The organism is Bradyrhizobium sp. S3.7.6, assembly GCF_054061875.1.
In genome coordinates this window covers 6,597,121-6,617,681 of record NZ_JBSSEQ010000001.1, presented here as the reverse complement: position 1 = coordinate 6,617,681, position 20,561 = coordinate 6,597,121, and the positions used below count along the sequence as shown (strand labels likewise).

At 64.7% G+C, this 20,561-nt stretch carries 21 protein-coding genes; 4 read left to right on the top strand and 17 right to left on the bottom strand.

Annotation, left to right across the window (positions count from 1 at the left end; all coding sequences use genetic code 11):
• Positions 1–5: 5 nt before the first annotated feature.
• The 5 genes from ACVJ5M_RS32530 to ACVJ5M_RS32510 form a co-directional block, all read right to left on the bottom strand.
• The gene (locus ACVJ5M_RS32530; protein WP_028155834.1) at positions 6–209 is read right to left on the bottom strand and encodes a DUF1656 domain-containing protein; all 204 of its coding nucleotides are present in this window, start codon (positions 207–209) and stop codon (positions 6–8) included.
• On the bottom strand, positions 206–2,107 hold the full coding sequence (locus ACVJ5M_RS32525; RefSeq protein ID WP_063984267.1) for an FUSC family protein: 1,902 nt from the start codon (positions 2,105–2,107) through the stop codon (positions 206–208). Before ACVJ5M_RS32525 ends, ACVJ5M_RS32530 begins: the two co-directional genes overlap by 4 nt.
• A gap of 153 nt (positions 2,108–2,260) precedes the next feature.
• Positions 2,261–2,641, bottom strand: a complete 381-nt coding sequence (locus ACVJ5M_RS32520) for a response regulator transcription factor (RefSeq protein WP_038955794.1) — start codon at positions 2,639–2,641, stop codon at positions 2,261–2,263.
• Between the two features lie 100 nt (positions 2,642–2,741).
• Complete coding sequence (locus ACVJ5M_RS32515; RefSeq protein WP_063984266.1) at positions 2,742–3,413, bottom strand: response regulator transcription factor; 672 nt, start codon at positions 3,411–3,413, stop codon at positions 2,742–2,744.
• Positions 3,410–5,287 (bottom strand): PAS domain-containing sensor histidine kinase, encoded by a 1,878-nt coding sequence (locus ACVJ5M_RS32510; protein ID WP_231144517.1) that lies wholly within the window; start codon positions 5,285–5,287, stop codon positions 3,410–3,412. The genes ACVJ5M_RS32515 and ACVJ5M_RS32510 overlap by 4 nt, the downstream gene beginning before the upstream one ends.
• A gap of 452 nt (positions 5,288–5,739) precedes the next feature.
• Here ACVJ5M_RS32510 and ACVJ5M_RS32505 point away from each other — a divergent pair, with 452 nt between their 5' ends.
• From ACVJ5M_RS32505 to ACVJ5M_RS32495, 3 genes are all read left to right on the top strand, one after another.
• Positions 5,740–6,579 carry a helix-turn-helix domain-containing protein gene (locus ACVJ5M_RS32505; RefSeq protein WP_231144518.1) on the top strand — a complete coding sequence of 280 codons (840 nt, stop codon included), beginning with the start codon at positions 5,740–5,742 and terminating at the stop codon, positions 6,577–6,579.
• Positions 6,576–6,785, top strand: a complete 210-nt coding sequence (locus ACVJ5M_RS32500; RefSeq protein WP_063984263.1) for a hypothetical protein — start codon at positions 6,576–6,578, stop codon at positions 6,783–6,785. Before ACVJ5M_RS32505 ends, ACVJ5M_RS32500 begins: the two co-directional genes overlap by 4 nt.
• A gap of 69 nt (positions 6,786–6,854) precedes the next feature.
• Positions 6,855–7,721, top strand: coding sequence for a PhzF family phenazine biosynthesis protein (locus tag ACVJ5M_RS32495; RefSeq protein ID WP_063984262.1), 867 nt, complete (start codon positions 6,855–6,857; stop codon positions 7,719–7,721).
• A 63-nt stretch (positions 7,722–7,784) separates the two neighbouring features.
• Here ACVJ5M_RS32495 and ACVJ5M_RS32490 read toward each other — a convergent pair whose 3' ends face one another.
• From ACVJ5M_RS32490 to ACVJ5M_RS32440, 11 genes are all read right to left on the bottom strand, one after another.
• Positions 7,785–8,489 (bottom strand): YoaK family protein, encoded by a 705-nt coding sequence (locus ACVJ5M_RS32490; RefSeq protein ID WP_063984261.1) that lies wholly within the window; start codon positions 8,487–8,489, stop codon positions 7,785–7,787.
• A gap of 79 nt (positions 8,490–8,568) precedes the next feature.
• The gene (locus ACVJ5M_RS32485) at positions 8,569–9,282 is read right to left on the bottom strand and encodes a 3-hydroxybutyrate dehydrogenase (RefSeq protein ID WP_456679566.1); all 714 of its coding nucleotides are present in this window, start codon (positions 9,280–9,282) and stop codon (positions 8,569–8,571) included.
• Between the two features lie 104 nt (positions 9,283–9,386).
• Positions 9,387–11,003, bottom strand: a complete 1,617-nt coding sequence (locus ACVJ5M_RS32480; protein WP_063984259.1) for an MDR family MFS transporter — start codon at positions 11,001–11,003, stop codon at positions 9,387–9,389.
• An 83-nt stretch (positions 11,004–11,086) separates the two neighbouring features.
• Positions 11,087–12,235 (bottom strand): HlyD family secretion protein, encoded by a 1,149-nt coding sequence (locus ACVJ5M_RS32475; protein ID WP_063984258.1) that lies wholly within the window; start codon positions 12,233–12,235, stop codon positions 11,087–11,089.
• Positions 12,236–12,267: 32 nt separating this feature from the next.
• The gene (locus ACVJ5M_RS32470; protein ID WP_354095260.1) at positions 12,268–13,443 is read right to left on the bottom strand and encodes a patatin-like phospholipase family protein; all 1,176 of its coding nucleotides are present in this window, start codon (positions 13,441–13,443) and stop codon (positions 12,268–12,270) included.
• A gap of 33 nt (positions 13,444–13,476) precedes the next feature.
• Positions 13,477–14,274, bottom strand: coding sequence for an acetoacetate decarboxylase (locus tag ACVJ5M_RS32465; protein ID WP_063986512.1), 798 nt, complete (start codon positions 14,272–14,274; stop codon positions 13,477–13,479).
• A gap of 79 nt (positions 14,275–14,353) precedes the next feature.
• Positions 14,354–15,559 (bottom strand): NAD(P)/FAD-dependent oxidoreductase, encoded by a 1,206-nt coding sequence (locus tag ACVJ5M_RS32460; protein WP_063984256.1) that lies wholly within the window; start codon positions 15,557–15,559, stop codon positions 14,354–14,356.
• A gap of 115 nt (positions 15,560–15,674) precedes the next feature.
• On the bottom strand, positions 15,675–15,968 hold the full coding sequence (locus ACVJ5M_RS32455) for a hypothetical protein (RefSeq protein WP_084795220.1): 294 nt from the start codon (positions 15,966–15,968) through the stop codon (positions 15,675–15,677).
• A 101-nt stretch (positions 15,969–16,069) separates the two neighbouring features.
• A complete protein-coding gene (locus ACVJ5M_RS32450; RefSeq protein WP_063984255.1) occupies positions 16,070–17,020 on the bottom strand; it encodes a helix-turn-helix transcriptional regulator in 951 nt (316 codons plus the stop codon).
• A gap of 52 nt (positions 17,021–17,072) precedes the next feature.
• Positions 17,073–18,026, bottom strand: coding sequence for a helix-turn-helix domain-containing protein (locus tag ACVJ5M_RS32445; RefSeq protein ID WP_259258012.1), 954 nt, complete (start codon positions 18,024–18,026; stop codon positions 17,073–17,075).
• Positions 18,027–18,446: 420 nt separating this feature from the next.
• Positions 18,447–18,914 (bottom strand): hypothetical protein, encoded by a 468-nt coding sequence (locus ACVJ5M_RS32440; RefSeq protein ID WP_425364296.1) that lies wholly within the window; start codon positions 18,912–18,914, stop codon positions 18,447–18,449.
• On the opposite strand from ACVJ5M_RS32440, the gene ACVJ5M_RS32435 reads away from it, so the two are divergent.
• A complete protein-coding gene (locus ACVJ5M_RS32435; protein WP_425364297.1) occupies positions 18,906–19,403 on the top strand; it encodes a helix-turn-helix domain-containing protein in 498 nt (165 codons plus the stop codon). The genes ACVJ5M_RS32440 and ACVJ5M_RS32435 overlap by 9 nt on opposite strands.
• A gap of 8 nt (positions 19,404–19,411) precedes the next feature.
• Here ACVJ5M_RS32435 and ACVJ5M_RS32430 read toward each other — a convergent pair whose 3' ends face one another.
• On the bottom strand, positions 19,412–20,335 hold the full coding sequence (locus ACVJ5M_RS32430) for a catalase (protein ID WP_063984251.1): 924 nt from the start codon (positions 20,333–20,335) through the stop codon (positions 19,412–19,414).
• Between the last annotated feature and the right edge of the window lie 226 nt (positions 20,336–20,561).

Genomic DNA, 20,561 nt, shown 5'->3' with positions numbered 1-20,561 from the left:
TCTCCCTAGCAAAAGAGCGCGAGCAGGCCGAAGATCGACACGTAGAGGCAGAGCTCGGCCAGCGACGGGTTGCTGAAGATTCTTGTAAATCCCACGAAGCGCAGCACCGGGCGGAGCAGCAGGAATGCGAGCAGCGCCGTGGCCGCATAGGACACGATCGGGGCGATCAGCACGCCGCCCACGACGAGTTCACGATAAGTATTCGTCACGGATGCGTCCCCTGGCCGGAACCGGCGAAACTCCGCCATGGTTCGAGGACGATGCTGGCCGGAACGAGCGCGGCGAGCACCGGCTCGACGGACAGGTTGCTTTGGGCAGCCGTCTGGCGCAGCGCCTCGGCGGCAGTCAGGATTGCGCCTCCATCGCGTAGGGTGAGCGCGGCTCGCGCGGCGCGCACCGCGTTGCCGAGTGAGGTCTCGGCCAGGCGGTCCAGTTCGGCATGGCACCGTCGCAGCACCACGGCCTCGTCGAAGCAGCGCAGCGCTTCCGCGACGACCCGAGGGGGAGGTGCCGTGGCGCCGTTCGTCGTCAGGATCTGCTCGATCCGGGCGGCATCGCGAAACGCGGCTTCCTCCGGCGCGAGATGCCGGGCTCGCCCGGAATCGAGGCGGCTCAGCTCGCGATGGGCCTCGTCCAGCAGCAGCCGGATCCTTCGTTCGCCGGACAAGGACGGCAGCAGGAGCTGCGCCGCGAAGACCAGAACCGAGGAAAGCTGGGCAAACAGACACGTCACAAGGAATACGTCGGGGTCGTAGCTCTGCGGATTGCTCGGTGCGAGAATGACAAGCGTGAACACGAGGGAGAGCCGGCCGAGCGGCGGCAGGACGCCGCTCGGCCGCGTGATCAGCAGCGCTGCGCCGATCACGAGAGGCGCAAGGCCGATCGCCAGCAGTTGGAACTCGGATACGCCGTTGAAGACGAGGTATTTCAGGACGCCGGCGAGCAGGCATGCGATCGGCATGGCAAAAACCGCCAGTGTCGTGAAGGCGCGCGGATCCGGAGCCGTCGCGCTGAGGCCGATGATCACTGCGGCAAGCGAGAGGCAGAGCGCGGTGGTCGGCCATCCCGCCATCACGAAGATGATTGCAATGAGGATGAAGTGGATCGCGGCCCTGACGCCGGCTGCCGCTGCAATGCGAGGCGAGCGGTAAAGCGGCGCGCGCCATTGCCGGAGTGGATGGTTTCCGGCCCGCAGCGCCTCGAGGCTGTCGCGCACGTCTGCATTCCTGCGGATGATCTGATCGCGCAGATGGGTCCGGCAGATCGCGATCAGGCCGGAGGCGTCGGGGTTTCGGTCGTCCCGGGACGTCGCGGATGCGGCCGGCAGCGCGGCAAGCGTACGGGCGTGCGCGAGCTCGCTCACGAGGCCCACCATCGCGGAGCGTGCGGCTGCGGTTCTGGCCGGGCCGCTGATCGACTCCGTGACGAGGCTCGCGATCTCCGGATGCAGGGCCGCGACATCGCGCAACATGTCCGCAGCAGCGGTCGCGGATGAAGCTTCACCGCGGACGGCGCGTTGCGCGAACTCCGTGACCCGGCGATGCAGTGTTTCGAGACGGCTCGCCAGAACCGGATGATAGTCAGGCGCGGCGAGCACCTCGTTGACCAGAGCGACTGCGAGGACGCCGATGGCGATGGCGGCGCCCCGGGCGACGCCGGTCGGAAACACCTGCAACGGGCTGTCGATCTGCTGAATGGCAATCAGGGCAACGGTGATGCAGCTGAGAGCCGCCGCATAAGCGCGATTGCCGTCCAGCATCCCGGCGACGTAGACGCAAAGTCCGACCCAGATCCCCAACACTGCGGGCAGAAGCGCGCCGGTTTGGGAAAAGGTGCCGGCGATGGCGATCGATGCGATCACGCCGATGGCGGTTGCGAGCAGCCGATAGCCCGCCTTTTCCATGCCCTGCGCGCGCGTGGGCAGCGCCAGGATTGCCACGGTGACGGCTGCCGACGAGGGGGATTCGAGTTCGAGCCAGAAGCTCACATAGAGTGCGAGGAGCATTGCCAGCAGGACGCGCAGCGCGAATGCCCAGGAACTCACCGGAAAGCCGGCGAAGACCCGCGGGCGGATGTCGTCGGCAGCGCTGGTGGCGTCCCCTGGCAATTATGCTCCCTCCATGCGCGGCAAAGCGTGCGGCCTGCCGGCGTCGCGAAATCAAAGGGGAGCATGAGCTGTGCCGGCGGTATTTTCGGTCCATCAACCTGCTTTCGGGAACGCACGCCGGGAAGGCGCAGTTTGCCCGAGCCGGGGGCCCGACTATTGCGGCGCGTGGCCCGCCAGGGCCTCTTCGAGGCGGCGGATGATCTCGTCGCCGCTGGACGGCTTGCCGAGATAGCAATGCGCGCCAGCCGCCATGACGCGCTGGCGCACGGGTTCGCTGGGGAAAGCGGTCATGAAAATGATCGGGAAATGGCGGCCGGAGGCAACCAGGCGCGCCTGCAATTCATCGCCGGTAATGACCGGCATCTGAACGTCGGCGATCATGCAGGCCGGATCTTCTCCCGCCGGTTCCCGCAGGAAGGCGACGCCGGACTCGTAGGCGTGGGCTTCATAGCCGAGCGAACGCACGAGGCTCGCCAGCGACGCGCGCACGCCTTCGTCGTCGTCCACGATCGCAATCACCGGGGTTTTGGCCATTGGCACACATCCTGACCGCTGTGTTCCGCAGGGAGGATATCTCCCATTGGGCGGCCGATGGGGCCTTATGCACCGTGCGGCAGTCCCGCCGGAATTATACTCAGGTTTGGTCCGTAGTCTTTCGGTTCTGGGAAATCCCGAGCGCTTCGGCCTTGCGAACGAGGTCGGCCAGCGAGCGGACCTCCATCTTGCGCATGACGTTGCCGCGGTGGATCTTGACGGTGATCTCGCTGAGGCCGATCAGGCCTGCCACCTGCTTGTTCATCAAGCCGGCGGTCACATGGCCCATCACCTCGCGCTCGCGCGCCGTCAGGCTCTCATATTGGATGCGGATATCCTCCTTCGTCGCGGCTTCCGCGCGGCGCTGCGCATCGCGCTCGAGCGCTGCCGTCACGGCGTCGAGCATGTCCTGATCGCGAAACGGCTTGGACAGGAAATCCACGGCGCCAGCCTTCATGGCGCGCACCGACATTGGAATGTCCCCATGACCGGTCATGAAGATGATCGGATATCTGATGCCCTGGCGGGTCAGTTGCCCCTGGAGATCGAGGCCGCTCACGCCCGGGAGCCGGACGTCCAGCACGATGCAGGCCGGTTTGTCGGGCATGACGCCGCCAAGCAGCTCGGCCGGTGAGCCGAACAGGCGTGTCTCGAGGCCGACGGATCGGAACAGGCTGTCGAGCGAGGCACGAATGCTCGCGTCGTCATCAACGATGATGACGACTGCACTGGAGGATTGGGCCGGCGGTTGCACTTGGTTTGGTCGTGTCATGGCAAGGCGTGTTCTTGGCTAAATGGCAGTGTCAGGTGGAATGTCGCGCCCGAGCCCGGAGAGCTCTCCACGGACAATCGGCCGCCGTGAGCTTCCACCGTCGTTCGGCAGATCGCAAGTCCCATGCCCATGCCGCCTCCCTTGGTGGTGAAGAACGGATCAAACAGGTGCGGCAGGTCGTCAGGCTGGATGCCCGGGCCGCTGTCCTCGACCGTGATGGCGAGATTTTCACCATCGACGGTTCCGGCGCGCAACGTGACGGTGCGGGAACCCGGCCGGCCTGACATGGCCTGGCCGGCATTGATCAGAAGATTGACCAGGACCTGCTGAAGCTGGATCCGGTCGCCGCGAACCGGCGGCAGGCCATGCTCCGTCTTGACGATGAGGGTGACGTCGTCCTTGACGAGCTCGCGCGCGACCAGGAGGGTCGCTTCCTCGATGATCTCGTCGATCTGCAGCAGATCCTGCTGGGTAGGGGCCTTCTTCAGGAAAGTCCGGATGCGGGTCACGATCTCGCTGGCGCGGCGGCCCTGAGCAACGACGTGACCGATCGTCGTCGCAACTTCCTTGAGATCGGGCACGTCGCGGCGCAGCCACCGCAAGCCGGCCTCGCCGCTGGTGACGATCGCTGCCAGAGGCTGATTCACCTCGTGGGCAATGGACGCGCTGAGCTCGCCGAGGGTGGCGACGCGCGCGGCATGCGCCAGCTCCGCCTGCGCCGCGAGCAGCGCATCCTGTGCCTGCTTGCGTTCGGTGATGTCGATGACGAAGGCGAGCACGTTGCGATCTCCGTCGGGCTCAGCCGGAAAGGTGATCGTAAACAGGACGGGAACCTTGCGTCCGTCGAGGCTCACGAGATCGGTCTCGCCTTCGTGGAACCGCTCTCCTTCCGCGAATGCGACCAGCGCGCCGAGGAAACTGCGGTCGTTCTCCCCCAGAAGCCTGTCCACGTTCGCGATGAAGGCCGCAGAGCCGCTTGCTCCCGCCATCTTCTGGAGGGCCGGATTGACGTCGGAGATTCTGGTGAGCTGGCGGGCATGCCGCACGAATTCAGGATTTCGTGCAAGGTAGTCCCGCAACGTGGCGCCTCCGGTCTCCAGCGAATTCAGCGCGGTCCGCACTGCGCTCCAATCCTCCTCGACGACGCCGACCCGGCTTGCGTCGAACATCCGGCGGTATCGCTGCTCGCTCTGCACCAGCGCGTTATGTGCCGCGACGCGGTCCGTGACGTCGGTGTGGGTTTCAAGGACTCCAACGGGTTTGCCGAGATGGTCGTGCTGGAGCGCCCATCTTGCATCGACGGTGAGTGCGCCGCCGGCCTTCGTCCGCTGCTCCAGCCTGCCTTCCCATCGGCCGATGTCGAGCAGGCCGGCCTCGATGGCCTCTCGCCGGTCGGGATATTTGGTTCTCAGCAGCGCGTCGGCGAGTTGCCCGACCGCCTCGTCGGCCGACCAGCCGTAGGCCTGTTCCGCGGCCCTGTTCCAGAAACTGATCACGCCGCCGCGATCCCTGACGAAGATCATGTCATGCGAGAGATTGAGCAGGCGCGCCTGCGCCGCGAGGCGCTTCGTCGCCGCCTGATTCTGGAGCGCCAGCAAGGTCGTGATTCCGATGGCTGCGAGGCTCACCAGCGCACGAAGGGCAGGCGAGGCGATCGCCTCCAGATCGTGCGACAGTAGATAGGCGGTTATGGTCAGGACGCTGCAGCCGACAGCGGCGGCGATGATGTCGTTAAGCCGGTGCGTCCTCGCCGCGAGCAGGATCGCAACCACGTAGAGAACCGCGACCGCGCCCTCGAGCGGCGTCAGCACATCGACCAGGAAAACCGCGAAAGCGAGGACGGCAGACCAGAAGCGCAAGCCGGCGCGGCTCATCGATGAACCCGTGGCCCGATCAAGACTGGTCATCGTCGCTGGTGGTCGCTCTGCTCATTTTCGGTCACGTTGATGCCGCGATTTGATCGGGCCGACAACATGCGGCAACATGATTTTCGTGCTCTCTTGAAAGACGTTGCCGCGGTTTGATCCCGCGCGCGTGCCGATGAGGCACATTCCCCGGCAAAAACGGGGTTTTGCGTGAGTTTCCGACCATTGGCGAGCGCGTCAACTTACCGCAGGGCGAGATCAGTTCCGCCATCGCGGCGAACGGGACGCCCGTGCGGCCGGCGACGCCGCGGTCATACCTAGGTATGACGCGATCAACCCGAGAACCTATCCGGTGCACCCGCGCGTAGAATGGAGCGCGGGGACCGCCGAACTACTCTGCTCCCACATTCGGACGAGCCATTGGGTCTCGCCGGATCGAAAATGGGACAAGGAGTTCGACGATGTCGCTACAGATGTCACACCCGCTAGGCGCGAAGGATCATGTCGTCGGCTCGATCGGCGTCTCCGCCATCGATGGTTGCCAGTCCGGGCTTGCGGAACGTCCGGATCGCGCCGGCGAAAAGGCGATGACGCTGTCCCTCGTTCACCTCGATGTTGCCCTGGCCATCGAGACGCCCCCGCCGGGCGTGCGGAGATGCGCCGGCGACGGGCCCAGCTTCAGGGTATCGGCGAAACGCCTCGCGCGTGCCTCGGTCGAGACCGATCGGGAGGCCGGTGCAGGCGAGTTCCCGGACCCGGTGATGCGAAGCCTCTCCGATGCGCTCGCGGCAACCGAAGCGGCCCATCATCCTCACTCCGCCATCCTTGCGGACGCCTTGCGTCTTGCCATCCTGACCCGCAGAGCCAGCCGGCCGACGGCCGTCGCGCGCAACGAGACCGATCAGGCCGACGAGCGGTGCCGGTCTGTGCGGTCGTTACAGAAATGGCGCCTCAAGCGCGTGCTGCAATATGTCGACGAGAATTTGGCTGGCAAGATCACCTTGCAGCATCTGGCGGCGGTCGCCGGCCTCAGCCGCATGCACTTTGCCGCGCAGTTCCGCGCGGCCGTCGGCATGCGGCCACACGACTTTCTGCTGAAGCGGCGGATCGAACGCGCCCAGGAACTGCTGAGGCGCGCCGACGTCTCGCTGGTCGACGTTGCCTTGACCGTCGGATTCCAGACCCAGGCGCATTTCACGACGGTATTCAAGCGTTTCGCCGGCGATACGCCTTATCAATGGAGGAGCGCCTACCTTGCGCAATTCCTGCCGCTGCCTCGCGCCGAAGTTGGGCCGTCATGAGCAGTGTTGGCATTGAGGCCCTGATGCTGCCGCTGGCCGGCATTCACCTGGCGATGACGCAGCATGAAGTCACGGGCGTGCTGGAGATCGCCCGTGCTCTCGGCAACTCCTATCGCCTGGCATCGTCAGATCCGGGATCCGGCGCTCTCTATGGCCGGTTCATTTTCGATTTCTGCCGAACCATCGTCACGGTTATCGCGCGATAGCCTCGAGCCCTTTACAAGCGGGGCAGGTCAAGCGTTAACACTGCGATGGCAAACCGCAGAGCGAGAGTCATGAGAGCCTACAAAGTCGTCGACGCCTTCTCCTCCAAACCCTTCCTGGGAAACCCCGTCGCAGTCGTCCTTGATGCTGAGGGGCTGGCGACGGCCGAAATGCAGGCAATTGCCCGCTGGACGAACCTGTCGGAAACGACATTTCTCTTGCCGCCCACGAGTTCCGAGGCGGACTACCGCCTGCGCATTTTTACCCCCCGCAGCGAACTGCCGTTTGCCGGGCATCCGACGCTCGGCAGCGCCCATGCGGTGTTGGAGGCGGGCCGCGTGATGCCCCGGGGCGGTCGTCTCGTCCAGGAATGCGGTGTCGGGCTGGTGCGGATTGCCGTGGAGGGCGACGGCGCGGAGCGGCGTCTGACGCTTGCGTTGCCGCCGGCGAAGGTCACGGCTCTTTCAGCCGCAGACGTCGACGAATTGGAGGCAGTCATCGGGCATCGGATCGTTCGCGAGGTGGCTCCAGCGATCGTGGATGTCGGGGCCGTCTGGGTCGTCGCGCAACTTGCCGACGCGGACAGTGTGCTCGCGCTGACCCCGGACTTCCGGCGCTCGGCTGCCTTCGAGAAGCGGCTCGGTGTGACCGGGCTCTCGCTTTTTGGCCGTCACGCTGATGGCGAGGCGGCTATCGAGGTGCGTTCTTTTGCACCATCATGCGGCGTCGAGGAGGACCCGGTATGCGGCAGTGGAAACGGTGCCATCGCCGTGTTCCATCGCGACCGCGGTCTCCTCAAGGCCGGGACGAGCTACACGGCGGCGCAGGGGCGCTGCGTCGGGCGCGATGGCCGCATCGCCTTGGCGATCGAGGCAGACGGCGAGATCAGCGTTGGCGGCGCTTGCGTTACGTGCGTGGATGGCAGGATTGCCGATTAAGCCACAGGTCGATGGTCGATCATGCCGCGCTTCGGCTGCGGTATGCATATTGAGTCAGACCCGCTAACGCACCGCGACCGCGACGGCAGACAAGGCTGCCGGAAGGGACCAGGCCCAGTCTCCCAGCACTGAAACAGCCGCCGCGGCGGCGACACAGCCGAAGATGAAGCCGAGCAAACGATGGAGCGAGCGACCCAGCGGCGTTGAATCATGCGGCAGCAGAGGGGTGCGTGGAGCGAGCAGGTCCATCGCCGACAAGACGGCATTGGCCAGATTGCCGGTCATCACCGCGGTCGAGATCGCGCCCGGCAGAGCGAGGCGAAGGAGCGCGTACTGGCAGGCCATGGCCGACACGGCGATCATCGCGGCCGCGCCGGCCCGGGATCCAGCCGCATCGGCAGACGGCCTTGTGATGACGCTGAAGATCAACAACGCGGCCAGCACGAGGAACTGAACCCGAAGCAACAGTCGCGCCAGGCTCGAACCGTGCCGGCCGGAAGCTTGGGCGATCAGCCAGACGGTCGCCAAGGTCAACATGAAAACGGGAATCGCCAACAGCTGTGCCCAATGAAACGAGCCGCCATCGACGGCAACGACGGCGGCCAGCACGATGTTGCCGGTCACGTGAGCCGTGAAGATATGACCCAGCGTGAAGAAGCCGGTGAAGTCGACCATTCCGGCGATGACGCTGAGCAACGGTGGCAGTCGCGCCTCCAGGCGCGACAGCTCCGTTGCGTCATCCGCTGAATCCGCGGACCTTTGCAGCATGAGGAGGTCTCTGGCGAGCAGGGACATCTTTGGCTACTCCGATGCTGGCCGTTCGCATGGGCCGCTCACTGACCGCCGGCTACTGTGCCGTCCATCCGCCATCGACCGCGATCGCGGTGCCCGTGATCTGGTCCGCCGCGGGCGAGCACAGGAAGGCCACGGTGCCTCCAAGCTGCTCCGGAGAGACGAACTCGGACGACGGTTGTTTCTCGCCCAGGAGTGTCGTGGCGGCGTCCTTTTGGCTGATGTTCTTCTGTGCGGCGATGTCGCTGATCTGCTTTTCGACCAAGGGCGTCCGCACCCAGCCGGGACAGACTGCGTTGCAGGTCACGCCGCTGCCGGCGGTCTCCAGGCCAACCACCTTGGTCAGGCCGATCAACCCGTGCTTGGCGGCGACGTAGGCGGCCTTGTGTGTCGATGCGACGAGGCCGTGGGTGGAGGCGATGTTGACGATCCGGCCCCAGCGCTGCTTCTTCATCTGGGGCACTGCTGCCGCGATGCCGTGAAACGCGGCCGACAGGTTGATGTCCAGGATCGCATGCCACTTGGCCGACGGAAATTCTTCCACCGGCGCGGTGAACTGGATGCCGGCATTGTTCACGAGGATATCGAGGCGTCCGAACGTCTCGATTGTCGCGGCGATCAATCGGCGCACGGCATCGCCCTTCGACATATCGGCGCCGTCGTAGACCACGCGCACGCCGTGCTCGCGCTCGATCCCGCTGCGGATGGCTTCGATCTCGCCGGGGTCGCCGAAGCCGTTCAACACGAGGTTGACGCGGAGCCTGGCCAACTCTCTGGCGATTCCGAGCCCGATACCGCTGGTCGATCCGGTGACGACAGCGACCTTTATCCTTCAACATGGCAGTTCCTTTCGACGTCAGGTGGGGTGGGGGACTAGTGGGTGCCGCCGGCCTCGATCTGGCCGGGCTTCTTCAGCATCATGGAGGCGGCGAGTGCGACGATCAGCGCGACACCGAGCAGGTAGAACATGTCGCCGAAAGCCAGGATGAAGGCCTGCTTCTGCACGATCTTGCCAATCGCGACATAGGCGCGGTGGGTGGCGTCGATGCGATCGGTCACGCCGTGGTTCATGAAATACTGCGTCAGCTTCTCGAGCCTGGCTTGCGTGGCCTGCTCCAGCAGCGAGACCGACTGCGTCAGCACGTTGGAGTGATATTGCTCGCGCTTGGTGAGCAGCGTCTGCAGCAGCGCGATGCCGACGGCGCCGCCGAGGTTGCGCATCATGTTGAACAGGCCCGAGGCCGAACCCGCGTTCTCCGCCTCGATGCCCGATGTCGCGACAGCCGACAGCGGAGCGAACACCAGTGCCTGACCGAAGGCGCGGACGACGTTCGGCCAGAAGAGCTGGTCGGTGGCGTAGTCGTTGGTCATCGAGATGTTCATGAAGTTGGAGGCTGCGAACAGCGCAAAGCCGACACCGATGATGAGCCGCGCGTCGAAGCGCCGTAACAGCTGCGGCACCAGCGGGATCAGCAACAGCTGCGGCAGCCCGGTCCACGCTAGCACCATGCCGATCTGCTCGGCGTTGTAGCCCCGGATGCGCGATAGATAGACGGGCAGGATGAAGACCGAGCCGTAGAGCGCGATGCCGAGCAGGAAATTGGCGAGGATACCGAAGCCGAAATTGCGACGCGCCAGGAGGCGGAGGTTCAGCAGCGGCTTCCGTTCCGCCAGCTCGATCCACAGGAAGGCCGACAGCGCGATCGCCGCGACAATCGACAGCTTGACGATGAACGGCGAGCCGAACCAGTCGTCCTTGTTGCCTTCCTCGAGCACGGTCTGCAGCGCGGCGAGGCCGATCGCCATGGTGGCGATCCCGGCCCAATCGCCCTCGCGCAGCAGCGACAGCTTCATCGGCTGCGACTCGAGCGAGACGAACAGCAAGCCGATCATGACCGCGCCCGGCACCAGGTTGACATAGAAGATGTACCGCCAGCCCCAGTTCTCGGTGAGATAGCCGCCGATGGTCGGCCCGATCGCGGGCGCAAAGGTCGCGGAGATCGCAAACAGCGCCAGCCCGATCGGCTGCTTCGCCTTTGGCAGCAGCGTGATGATGAGCGTGAACGCCATCGGGATCAGCACGCCACCGGTAAAGCCCTGCACGGCGCGCAACACGATCATCTGCGACAGGTCTTGCGCCAGCGCGCAGGCCGCCGAGAACACCAGGAACAACGTCGCATTGGTCAGGAGATAGATGCGGATCGAGAACGCCTGCGCGAGCCAGCCGGACAGCGGGATCACCACGATCTCGGCGATCAGGTAGGAGGTCGAGATCCAGCCGCCGTCATCGATACCGGCCCCGATCGCGCCCTGGATGTCAGCGAGCGAAGCGTTGACGATCTGGATGTTGAGCACCGCCATGAAGGCGCCGAGCGTGGCGCCGGCGATGGCGATCCAGGTCTTGGCGGAGACCGCCGGGGCCGGTGTGGTGACGGGCCGCTCGCCTTCGCCGGCGGGCACGGCATCGATGGCCGGTTGCAGTGTGGTCATGGTTGTCTGCTCGTCGCTTGCGAGAGAAGCATGGCCTGAACGGACTGTCCGCGAGGAGACAACCGCCAGGGACGCGTGTTCATTCAACTGCGAGGCTCGGGGCGGCGCGATGCGAGGCGCTTCTTGTTTTCGCGTTCGGCGATCGCCGCCGATTTGGTATTGATGGTCGGCTCGGTCGACATGCCGGGACGGAGCAGGCCGGTCAGGCTGCGGTCGTCGAGGACGATTTTCACCGGCATGCGCTGTACGATCTTGGTGAAGTTGCCGGTCGCGTTGTCGGGCGGCAGCAGCGCAAACTCCAGGCCGCTTGCAGGGGACAGGCTGTCGACATGGCCGTGCAGTCTGGTGCCGCGGAAGCTGTCGATGGTCAGCTCGACGGGCTGGCCGCCGCGCACATGGGTGAGCTGGGTTTCCTTGAAATTGGCGACGATGTACACGGCATCGAGCGGGACGACGGCCATCAGCTGCGTACCGGCCTGGACGAACTGCCCGACCCGGAGCGAGCGCGCACCGACGGTGCCGTCGACCGGCGCGATGATGCCGGTGTAGGAGAGGTTCAATGCCGCCTGCTGCTCGACCGCGCGGGCGCGGTCGCGCTGCGCGACTGCCCTGGCGCGTTCGGTGGAGAGCACGTCGACCTTGCGCTCGGCCGCGAGCAGGCCCGACTTGGCGTGCTGCAATTGCGCGGCGGCGGCGCGCAGTGCCGCATCGGTCTGCTGCGCGCGCTGCACCGTGCCGGAGCCCGTCTTCATCAGCCCGTCGTATCGGACCTGCTCTTCCTGCGCGAACTTCAGATTGGCCGTGGCGGCAGCGACATCGGCCGTGCCTTGCTCGATGATCGGCTGCTGCAGGGCAAGCTGTGCATCGAGATTGCGGACAGTGGCGTCGGATGCGGCGACGTCGGCGCCGGCCTGGTCGAGCGCGGCGCGGAAATCGCGATCGTCGATCTTTGCCAGCAACTGGCCGGCCTTCACCGTTTCGTTGTCGCCGACCAGGACCTGCGCAATATAGCCCGACACTTTCGGTGAGATGATCGTGGAATCCGCCTTCACATAGGCGTCGTCCGTGGTCTCCAGATAGCGGCCGATGGTGAGATAGTGGTGGCCAAACTCGGCTGCGGCGACGACGCCCAGGGCCAGTGCCAAGGCGAGGGCGGCCCGCTTGATCGCCTGCCCGGATGGCCGAAGGTTGGCTTTGGCGCCCTGCTCGGGAGCATAGGAAATGGAAGACATGGTATTCTCCGAAACGAGGTGGGCGGTGAGATTCAGTCGCGGCGATGGACGTCGTGGGTGACGATGCCGAGCTCGGGAGCCGGCGGGTCCAGGCGGCGCGGATCGGCCAGCGTGCGGCGGATATCGTCCAGTCCGCTCTGCCAGTGAGCGCGCATCGCGCTCAGCCCGAACTCGTAATCCCTCGAATGGCCCTCGTGGATCTTGGTCTGATAGATCAGGTGCACGATGTTGTAGCAACGGTGGCGCGCCATCTCGGCGATAGCGCGGATCTCGGGATCGTGCCTGGCGGCGTCCGGCAATTTCGCGATCGTGCGCTGCAAGGCCTGACGCATCTTCTGCATCCGCAGTACCTGGTCGGTCACGGCGCGTGTGCGGCTCGAATACTGGATGTCCTTCTGCCGGCTCGACACTTCCATCATGTCGTGGGGAACGTGGCCCTTGGCCGACCAGAGATCGATCTGGAACGTCAGCGTGTCACACGGCTCGCCGGACAGCACGCGAGATAAAGGCGTGTTCGAAACCACGCCGCCATCCCAATAGTGCTCGCCTTCGATCTCGACGGCGGGGAAGCCCGGCGGCAACGCACCCGATGCCATGAAATGCTTCGGTCCCAGCCGGCGCTCGGCGGTGTCGAAATAGGTCAGGTTGCCGGTGCGGACGTTGACCGCGCCGACGCTGACGCGCACGTCGCCCGAGTTCAGCCGGTCGAAGTCGACGAGCCGTTCCAGCGTCCGGTGCAGGGGGGCCGTATCGTAAAAGCTGGTCGCGGAGTCGCCCGAGAACGGTGACCAGAGCGGGGAGGGGAAGCGTGGCTTGAAGAAGCCCGGCTGGCCCTGGATCAAGGCCCGCGCCGCCGCCATCGCGTTGCGTACCGAGTTGATGTCGAACGCAAAGGGCAGGGCGTTGGCGAGCCCTTCGCCGGCGGGCCACTCTATCGAAAAGGCGCAGATGGTTTCCCAGAACTCGCGCAACCGTCCAACACGCTCGCCTTCGGGCGAGCCCGCGATGATCGCGGCGTTGAGCGCGCCGATCGAGATGCCGGCCAGCCAGTTCGGCCGGATGCCGGCCTCGTGCAGGCCTTCATAGACTCCGGCCTGATAGGCGCCGAGTGCGCCGCCGCCTTGCAGCACCAGGGCGACGACATCGTAGGGCAGCGAATTGCTCCGCTGCGGCACAGGATTGGTTTGCTCGCGCATCACGTTCAGCATTTTGAGGACTCCCGATGGTACGGATGATGTCGATCAGCCGGCATTCGCGTCGACCAGGGTTTCGGAGGATCCGCGCCGCCGCACGATTTCGCCCGGGGCCAGATAGTCGTGGACCACGGTGCCGAGCCCGAGCGTCAGGTCGGCAACGATATGCTTCGCCGAGAGCACCTGGAGGACCGGCAGCTCGGCGACGGGAGCGAGGGCGTGCGAGTACAGGTCGAGCGCAGCCGGCCCAGTCCAGGCGCCCTTCACGGTGATGTCCTCGAGATGGAAGCGCACCAGCTCGCAGATGCGCGGCGTGCCGTCGACATGCGGAATGATCTTGAGCAGGAAATTCGGTGCGGCGAGCTTTTTTGCTTCGGCCGCGGCGTCGAGGGCCCGGTGCTTGTAGCCCATCGTGCCGGTCGCGATGCGGACCGAGCCGTAGTTCAAGGTGCCGACCAGCGTGTCGGTCTCGACCTCAAGCTTCGGCTGCGCCAGCTTCTTGGGAAAGCCCCAGAGCTCGCGCCCGCCCGCAATTGGCGGATGATCGTTGAGGAACATCTGGTGGACGAAGCTGCCGGCCTTGCCCTGAAAGGACACCGGAACGACCTGCCCACTTTCGGTGTAGTCGCCAAATCCGGTCGAGTCCGGCATTCGGATGAACTCATAGTTCACTACGGGTTCGGTGATTTCGAGTGGTGCCGGCACGATCCGGCGCAGTGCCTCGGGATCTGTCCGGTACTGGATGATGAAGTATTCGCGATTGATGAAGCGATAGGGGCCGGGCGGGAAAGCCGGGCTGGTCAGCGGCATGGCGAACGCGCTCGCGCGCACGGTCTCGTGTTTCATCATGGTTGGCTCCGGTTGGTATGGGGTGATCGGGCCGGGCCCGCGCACGGTCGGCGCGGCCCGGTTTCGCGCGAGGCAGCTAGACTTCGCCGACGTGCTCCGGATCGGCCGAGGCCAGCGCGGCCGCACGTTCCGGTCGGGGCGGATAGATCCAGACCGTATTGATCTGCTGCTTGGTCCGCTTCGCCTCGTCGCCGACGAGCTCGAGCTTCCGATCCCAGCCTCGCGTGAAGATGGCGCCGGCTTCTCCCAGATCGAGGCATGTGGCGTAGGCCTTCTGGTGATAAGGCCTGGTCGCGACACCTAAAAGTTCGGCAGCGGCATTGTTGCCGGCAAACGCGCCCATTCGCGTGGCATGCTGGCACGACATCAAGGCGTGGTTGCCGACGTCATCACACGCTGCTTTGGCCGCATCGCCGGTGGCAAAGACGCCGGCTACACCAGGCACGCGCAAGTCGCGGTCGACAAGGAGGCGGCCCAGATTGTCGCGCTCGGCCGGGATCTGCGCGGTCAGAGGAGCGGCGCGCATGCCGGCAGCCCAGATCACGGTCTCCGCTTCGATGTGTTCGCCGCTGGAAAGCGTGACGCCAGACTTGTCGAGCGACGCGACGCCGGTGCCGAGGCGGGTCTCCACGCCAAGCTTGCGCAGCGCATCCTCAATGACGGGGCGGGAATCTGCGCCCATATCGTGAGCGATCGTGCTGTTGCGATCGACGATGACGACGCGTGCCTTGGCGTTCTTGCCGAGGACCGCGCGCAGCCGCGCCGGCATCTCCGTCGCCGTCTCGATACCGGTGAATCCGCCGCCGGCCACGACGACCGTATCGCGTCCGTTCCTTGCAGGCCGATCGGCCAGATCATGGAGATGCCGCTCCAGCGCAATCGCATCGTCGAGCTTGTCGACGCTGAAAGCGTGTTCGACGATGCCGGGGATGTTCGGTCGGAAAAGCCGGCTGCCGGTGGCAACGACCAGCCGATCGTAGGAGAGAGGCTGCTTCGTGCCTTTGGCCGTGACGAGCTCGATCACACGAGACTTGGTATCAATGGTCCCGGCGCTGCCTCGCACGTAGACGACGTCGATGGCCTTCAACACGTCTTGCAGAGGTGCCGTCAGGGTTTCCGGCTTGCTTTCGTAGAGGCGGGGCCGGACCACGAGCGTCGGCTCCGGTGCAACCAGCGCGATCTCGAGTTGTTCGGGCGAAGCGCCCTGAATGTCCCGCAGGCGCGCGGCGGAAAGTGCGGCGTACATGCCGGCAAAGCCGGCGCCGATAATGACGAGTCGCATTTGATGATCTCCTGTGGTTGAGCTTTTCGGGCATGGGCGCGTCATCGCCGCCGCCACTCTCGTGGCGGATCGTCGAGACCGATGACGCGAAGACGTGAAGTGAGATCGCGAATTCTCAGGGAGAGGGGCAGCCTGGCATCGAAGCCATCGGCGGCGGCCGGCGGTGACGAAAGAAAATTGGCTCAATGGCGTTCGGACGCCAGTCGGCGTACGGAAGCTGGCCGCCATCCCTGTCGAAGATGGACATCACCGAACTTGCGTTGTGTATGGACTGCGCCGGTATTTCCACTTCCTCGCCGGTTGCCGAGGTGAAGCGAACGGCCAATGAAAGTCCGTACATGATGGCACTTGCGGCCATCCTTCGTCGCGGCACGAGTTTGACCGGACTAACGAAGTTCTTCCAGGTCATTGTTCGTCTCCGTCTATTGGATCGAGGGCACCCTGATCATTTAGCGGAGCGGACCTGCAGTTGCGCCAGAGCGATTGCTCTGCCTGCAGAGTGATTGCTGCTTAGCGCATGCGACGTCGCCAATCGCTCGGCGTTTCTCCCGTCAATCGCCTGAATGCGGCGGCAAAGGCGGTTTGAGAGGCATAGCCAAGCTCAGCCGCCACCGTGGCGATTGGGATTTCGGTGTCGCGCAGCGTGTTCATGGCCTGCTCGAGCCGGTGCTGGCGCAGCCAGCTATGCGGCGAAAGACCGGTGCTTTCCTTGAAAGCACGACAGAAGTGGAAGCGCGACAGGCCGGCGTCCGAAGCGAGCGCCGCAAGAGAGACGTCGGAATCGCTGTCCGAACGCAAGCGTTCGATCGCGCGTCGCAGAGCTTGGGGAGCCAGCCCGCCTATGATCGGCTCGATGGCGGTCGGCTCGCCGATGTGCGCGGCCAGGATGCGCGTGGCGATGATATCGGTCAGTCGCTGCCTGAAGAGTGCATCCAGAACCGCGTTGCCCTCCAACACATCCGCCCCGCTCATCAGCAGTCCGGATGTGACAGGGTCGAGATGCCCGGTTCGCTCCAGAAGATCACGGGGAATGGGCGCGTCGGCTTCGCGGGCGACGCGTTCGAGCGTTGCGTGCGGAAGATACAGCTGGACGACATCGACAGGACCGGGAATATCCCATCTGGCGCTCGAACCAGCCGGAATGATCGTCACGACTCCGGAGCGGGCCGTTCCGATTGCAACCGATTTTCCGGCGCGTCGCTCCAGGCGCTGAACGCCTGTGGGGTACGTCATGATGACGTGGTCGGTCATGGGCTCGACGACGTCGTGCAGAGCGCCGTGCTTCCAATGCGCGATGCCGCCATTGGAGGGGTCCGAAGCCATCTGGAGCGGCGCGGTCTTCAGGATGCGCGCCATCTCCACATCGGCAGGCCGCCGCTCGACGTTCGGCGAGTCGCTGTGGCGCGCACCGGGTGCGGCAAGCAGAGCCCCCAAAGGATCGTGCAGGATTGGCTTGTCCATGGAGTTAGTCTCGCGTTCGGAAGGCACTTCGGGACCGGCGGAGCGATTGCTACTAACGCACGCGTCGTCGCCAATCGCTCGGCGTTTCGCCGTTCAATCGCTTGAACGCCGCGGCGAAGGCCGTTTGCGAGGCATAACCAAGCTCTGCCGCAACCAGGGCGATCGATACGTCGGTATCGCGGAGCAGGTTCATGGCTTGCTCGAGCCGGTATTGGCGCAGCCAGGCGTGAGGCGAGAGCCCGGTGCTTTCCTTGAATGCGCGGCAGAAGTGGAAACGCGACAGGCCGGCATCGGAGGCGAGGGCATCGAGGGAGACGTCGGTATCGCTGTCCGAGCGCAAGCGTTCGATGGCACGGGCCAGCACCTTGGGCGAAAGCCCACCGATGGTCGGCTGGAATGTGGCTTGCGAGCCGGTATGGGCAGCCAGGAGACGCATCGACAAGAGGTCGATCAACTGATGCCTGAACAGCGTGTCCAGGGCCCCATTGCCCTCCAGCGTGTTGACCGCGCTCAGGATCAATCGGGACGTGATGGGATCAGGATGCGCCGTTCGCTCCAGGAGATCGCTCGATGTGCCGCTCGCGGCTTCGTCGGCGACGCGTTTCAGCGTTGCGTGAGGAAGATAGAGCTGAACGACGTCGACAGGCTTCGGAATATCCCATCGGGAGCTCGATCCTTCGGGAATGATGATCACGACCCCGCGGCGAAACGTTCCAATCGCAACGGACCGTCCTGACCGCCGCTCCATGTGCTGCATCGCGCCGTTGTAGGCCATGATGACGTGGTGGCTCATGGGCTCGACGACGTCGTGCAAGGGTTCGTGTTTCCAGTGGGCGATCCCGGCACCGGAGGAGTCCAATGCCACGCGAAATGGTTCGGTGTGGAGCACACGCGCCATCTCGGCATCAGCGGCACGCCGCCCGGTCGACGACGACTGGCCTTGGCTTGGCTCGGATGCGGCCGGAGGATTTTCACGCGCAGAATTGTGCGAGATCGGTTTGCTCATTGGACGTGCTCGTCTCAGGGGCCTTGCACTCGCGGCTGAGCGCGATTTGCGCGCCCGGCGTGAAGCCATCGCTTCTTTTGCACCCGTACGGGTGCCGCAGCGCGCGGCGAGCGCTCGGTGTGGTTTTCTAGGCACGTGGGACTACGGGGTCTTTCCTGAAACCGCGGTGCTTGTCCTGATTCTGCTCAAAGCGCTCGGACGCGAGATCTTGTGATCGGCGATCCCTGGACGACTGCGGAGAATCAAGCTCATGATTTACGCATTAGATATTGAAATCGCTTCTGAAAATGGCTTTGCCACAATCGGCCGCGGCGCCCCGTCGCAATCGCAAATCACGCCGCAACGCGACTGGACCGCCGTACTCCGAAGCGGATAATGCTACCGACCTCCAGGGCGACGGCAGTCAGATGGGTTGCCTGGTCAGAATTCCACGGATGGGTCGATCGAATGGCACTGGCTGGCACCTTCGGACAGAGGGTCAAGCGGCAGTTGAGCCTGGCGGATGCACCGCCTTCGCTGATCACGCGGTCGCGGCGAGGCGTCGACGTTGCGGTCACCGAAACCCTGAACAGTGAGCCGGTAGAGGGTCTTTCCGGCTCGCTTGCCGACGACGCCTATCTCGTCAGCCTGAAGCTGCAGGATTATCCTGACTGCGAGCTCTGGGAGCACGGCAAGTGCTTTACGAAGACGGATGTCAGAGCCGGTACGACCTATCTGTACGATCTCCGGCACGATCCGCGCTTCGTCATCGACAAGCCGTTCCATTCCGTCCATTTCTATCTTCCCCGTCTGATGCTCGACGGAATCGCGCGAGAAGCCCGCACGCCGCCCATTGGCGACCTCGCGTGCCGGTATGGTTTCGGCCATGACGACGAGATCATGCGCCATGTCGGCGCCCTGATGTTGGAAGGACTGCGTCGTCCGGCAGAGGCCAACCAGCTCTTCATCGACCACATGATGCTCGCGTTCACGGCCCACATTGCCCAGACCTATGGCGGATGGCAGCGCGTCGCGGATGCGGCCCGGGGCGGTCTTTCCCCATGGCAGGTGAGGCGAGCCTGCGAAAGGCTCGACTCGGATCTCGGCGGGACGCTTTCACTGCAACAGATCGCGGCCGAGTTTGGTCTCTCGGTTAGCCATTTTTCCCGCGCGTTTCGAATCTCGACCGGCCTCCCGCCTCATCAGTGGCTGCTCCGCCAGCGTGTGAAGGCGGCAAAGCAGTTGATGACCCTGCGCGACGTGCCGCTGTCCGAGATTGCGATCTCGGTCGGGTTCGCCAATCAAAGCCATTTGACGAAGGTGTTCTCGGCGCAGGTGGGCGTCAGCCCGGCGGCATGGCGCCGCGAAGCGCTTGGCATCAGGGACAGCGAGACGTGATCGTCCGATCAGCGGCGCTGCGCCAGTGAATTGGCGTAGGCGGCGCGTCGCGCCACGAAGATCTCATCCGGCGGATAACCGATGCCCTCCGCAAGATTTGCCGGATCGAAGCCGGAAGTATCGCACGTCTCGTCCGCTTCGATCGCGGTGATCACGATCGTTCCGAGCCGTACGGCTTCCCGGCTGTCCTCATCCGGCCACCGGATCGTGACGTCCTGCGTCGGGTCATCGGGACGACCGAGCAGCGCCATCAGGCTGAACCGGATATCGCGCGTCGCGATCCTTCCTTTGAGATCGTCGTGCAGGACGTCGGCGGACGTCGTCTTGGCCTTACCCCTGATCGCGGCAAGCTCGCTACCGACCGGGACGACCTTGAATTTGATGAACTGCGTCTCGCCCCTCGAATTCGTTGCGGGGAAGGCGTGGACGGCCCAGTAGGTCGTGCTGGCAAAGCTCGGGGGAGGCGGATGCGCGGCGATGTAGTTCGCCTGACGCAGCGTTTCGGGATTGGCGGTGGAGAAGGCCTTGATCCTCTCCAGGTCCGGCCTGCCGTCGCGACCGGGCATGCGCGAGGTGAGGAATGCCAGCATTTGATCGAGCGTCCTCGCATAATGAACCGGAGCGCTCTGTGTGAGGATGTCGGAGCGGTGCTCGTCGTTGCCGAGCCTGAAGCTGAAGCCGCGCAGCGTGAGATCCCTGGTCTCGGATTCGCGAGGACCGCCGTCCACCGAGAAGCGCGCCAGCACGCGCGATGGTCTTGTGAAGCTGCGCGACTTCGTGACCTCGTCGGCCCGATCCGAAGGGATGTAGGTCCCCCGGACGCAGCGGCCCTTGGCAAAGCTCGCGCGTGCGTTGGGTGGATTGCCCAGAACGGCTTTCTGAGCCTCGACAATGGAGGCGGGGGTGGCGGTGCCGCTCGGGAACAGGGACATGGCTTGGTCTTGGATTTGCTACCCCAACCCTTAGCGGTGGGGCTGCTTTCCCGCTCCAGAGCGATTGCTGTGGTTGCAGCGCGATTGCTGTCATCTTGCGCGGTCCAGGGCACTCAACGCGGCGTCGGTGGATCGTTTACGATAAAATACCTCAGTAAAATGAGCGGCTTGAGTTGAAGTCTTCCCACGGCCCATCATGGATCGGGGCGGGCGCTCAAAGGCGGCG

Excerpts from the sequence above, each read along its gene's own strand:
- ACVJ5M_RS32465 (WP_063986512.1), bottom strand. The coding sequence starts at position 14,274 with ATGAAACACGAGACCGTGCGCGCGAGCGCGTTCGCCATGCCGCTGACC.
- ACVJ5M_RS32450 (WP_063984255.1), bottom strand. The coding sequence starts at position 17,020 with ATGGACAAGCCAATCCTGCACGATCCTTTGGGGGCTCTGCTTGCCGCA.
- ACVJ5M_RS32510 (WP_231144517.1), bottom strand. The coding sequence starts at position 5,287 with ATGAGCCGCGCCGGCTTGCGCTTCTGGTCTGCCGTCCTCGCTTTCGCG.
- ACVJ5M_RS32440 (WP_425364296.1), bottom strand. The coding sequence starts at position 18,914 with ATGGCGCATGATCTCGTCGTCATGGCCGAAACCATACCGGCACGCGAG.
- ACVJ5M_RS32430 (WP_063984251.1), bottom strand. The coding sequence starts at position 20,335 with ATGTCCCTGTTCCCGAGCGGCACCGCCACCCCCGCCTCCATTGTCGAG.
- ACVJ5M_RS32490 (WP_063984261.1), bottom strand. The coding sequence starts at position 8,489 with ATGCTGCAAAGGTCCGCGGATTCAGCGGATGACGCAACGGAGCTGTCG.
- ACVJ5M_RS32505 (WP_231144518.1), top strand. The coding sequence starts at position 5,740 with ATGTCGCTACAGATGTCACACCCGCTAGGCGCGAAGGATCATGTCGTC.
- ACVJ5M_RS32500 (WP_063984263.1), top strand. The coding sequence starts at position 6,576 with ATGAGCAGTGTTGGCATTGAGGCCCTGATGCTGCCGCTGGCCGGCATT.
- ACVJ5M_RS32470 (WP_354095260.1), bottom strand. The coding sequence starts at position 13,443 with ATGCTGAACGTGATGCGCGAGCAAACCAATCCTGTGCCGCAGCGGAGC.
- ACVJ5M_RS32495 (WP_063984262.1), top strand. The coding sequence starts at position 6,855 with ATGAGAGCCTACAAAGTCGTCGACGCCTTCTCCTCCAAACCCTTCCTG.
- ACVJ5M_RS32520 (WP_038955794.1), bottom strand. The coding sequence starts at position 2,641 with ATGGCCAAAACCCCGGTGATTGCGATCGTGGACGACGACGAAGGCGTG.
- ACVJ5M_RS32515 (WP_063984266.1), bottom strand. The coding sequence starts at position 3,413 with ATGACACGACCAAACCAAGTGCAACCGCCGGCCCAATCCTCCAGTGCA.
- ACVJ5M_RS32445 (WP_259258012.1), bottom strand. The coding sequence starts at position 18,026 with ATGAGCAAACCGATCTCGCACAATTCTGCGCGTGAAAATCCTCCGGCC.
- ACVJ5M_RS32475 (WP_063984258.1), bottom strand. The coding sequence starts at position 12,235 with ATGTCTTCCATTTCCTATGCTCCCGAGCAGGGCGCCAAAGCCAACCTT.
- ACVJ5M_RS32480 (WP_063984259.1), bottom strand. The coding sequence starts at position 11,003 with ATGACCACACTGCAACCGGCCATCGATGCCGTGCCCGCCGGCGAAGGC.
- ACVJ5M_RS32435 (WP_425364297.1), top strand. The coding sequence starts at position 18,906 with ATGCGCCATGTCGGCGCCCTGATGTTGGAAGGACTGCGTCGTCCGGCA.
- ACVJ5M_RS32455 (WP_084795220.1), bottom strand. The coding sequence starts at position 15,968 with ATGACCTGGAAGAACTTCGTTAGTCCGGTCAAACTCGTGCCGCGACGA.
- ACVJ5M_RS32460 (WP_063984256.1), bottom strand. The coding sequence starts at position 15,559 with ATGCGACTCGTCATTATCGGCGCCGGCTTTGCCGGCATGTACGCCGCA.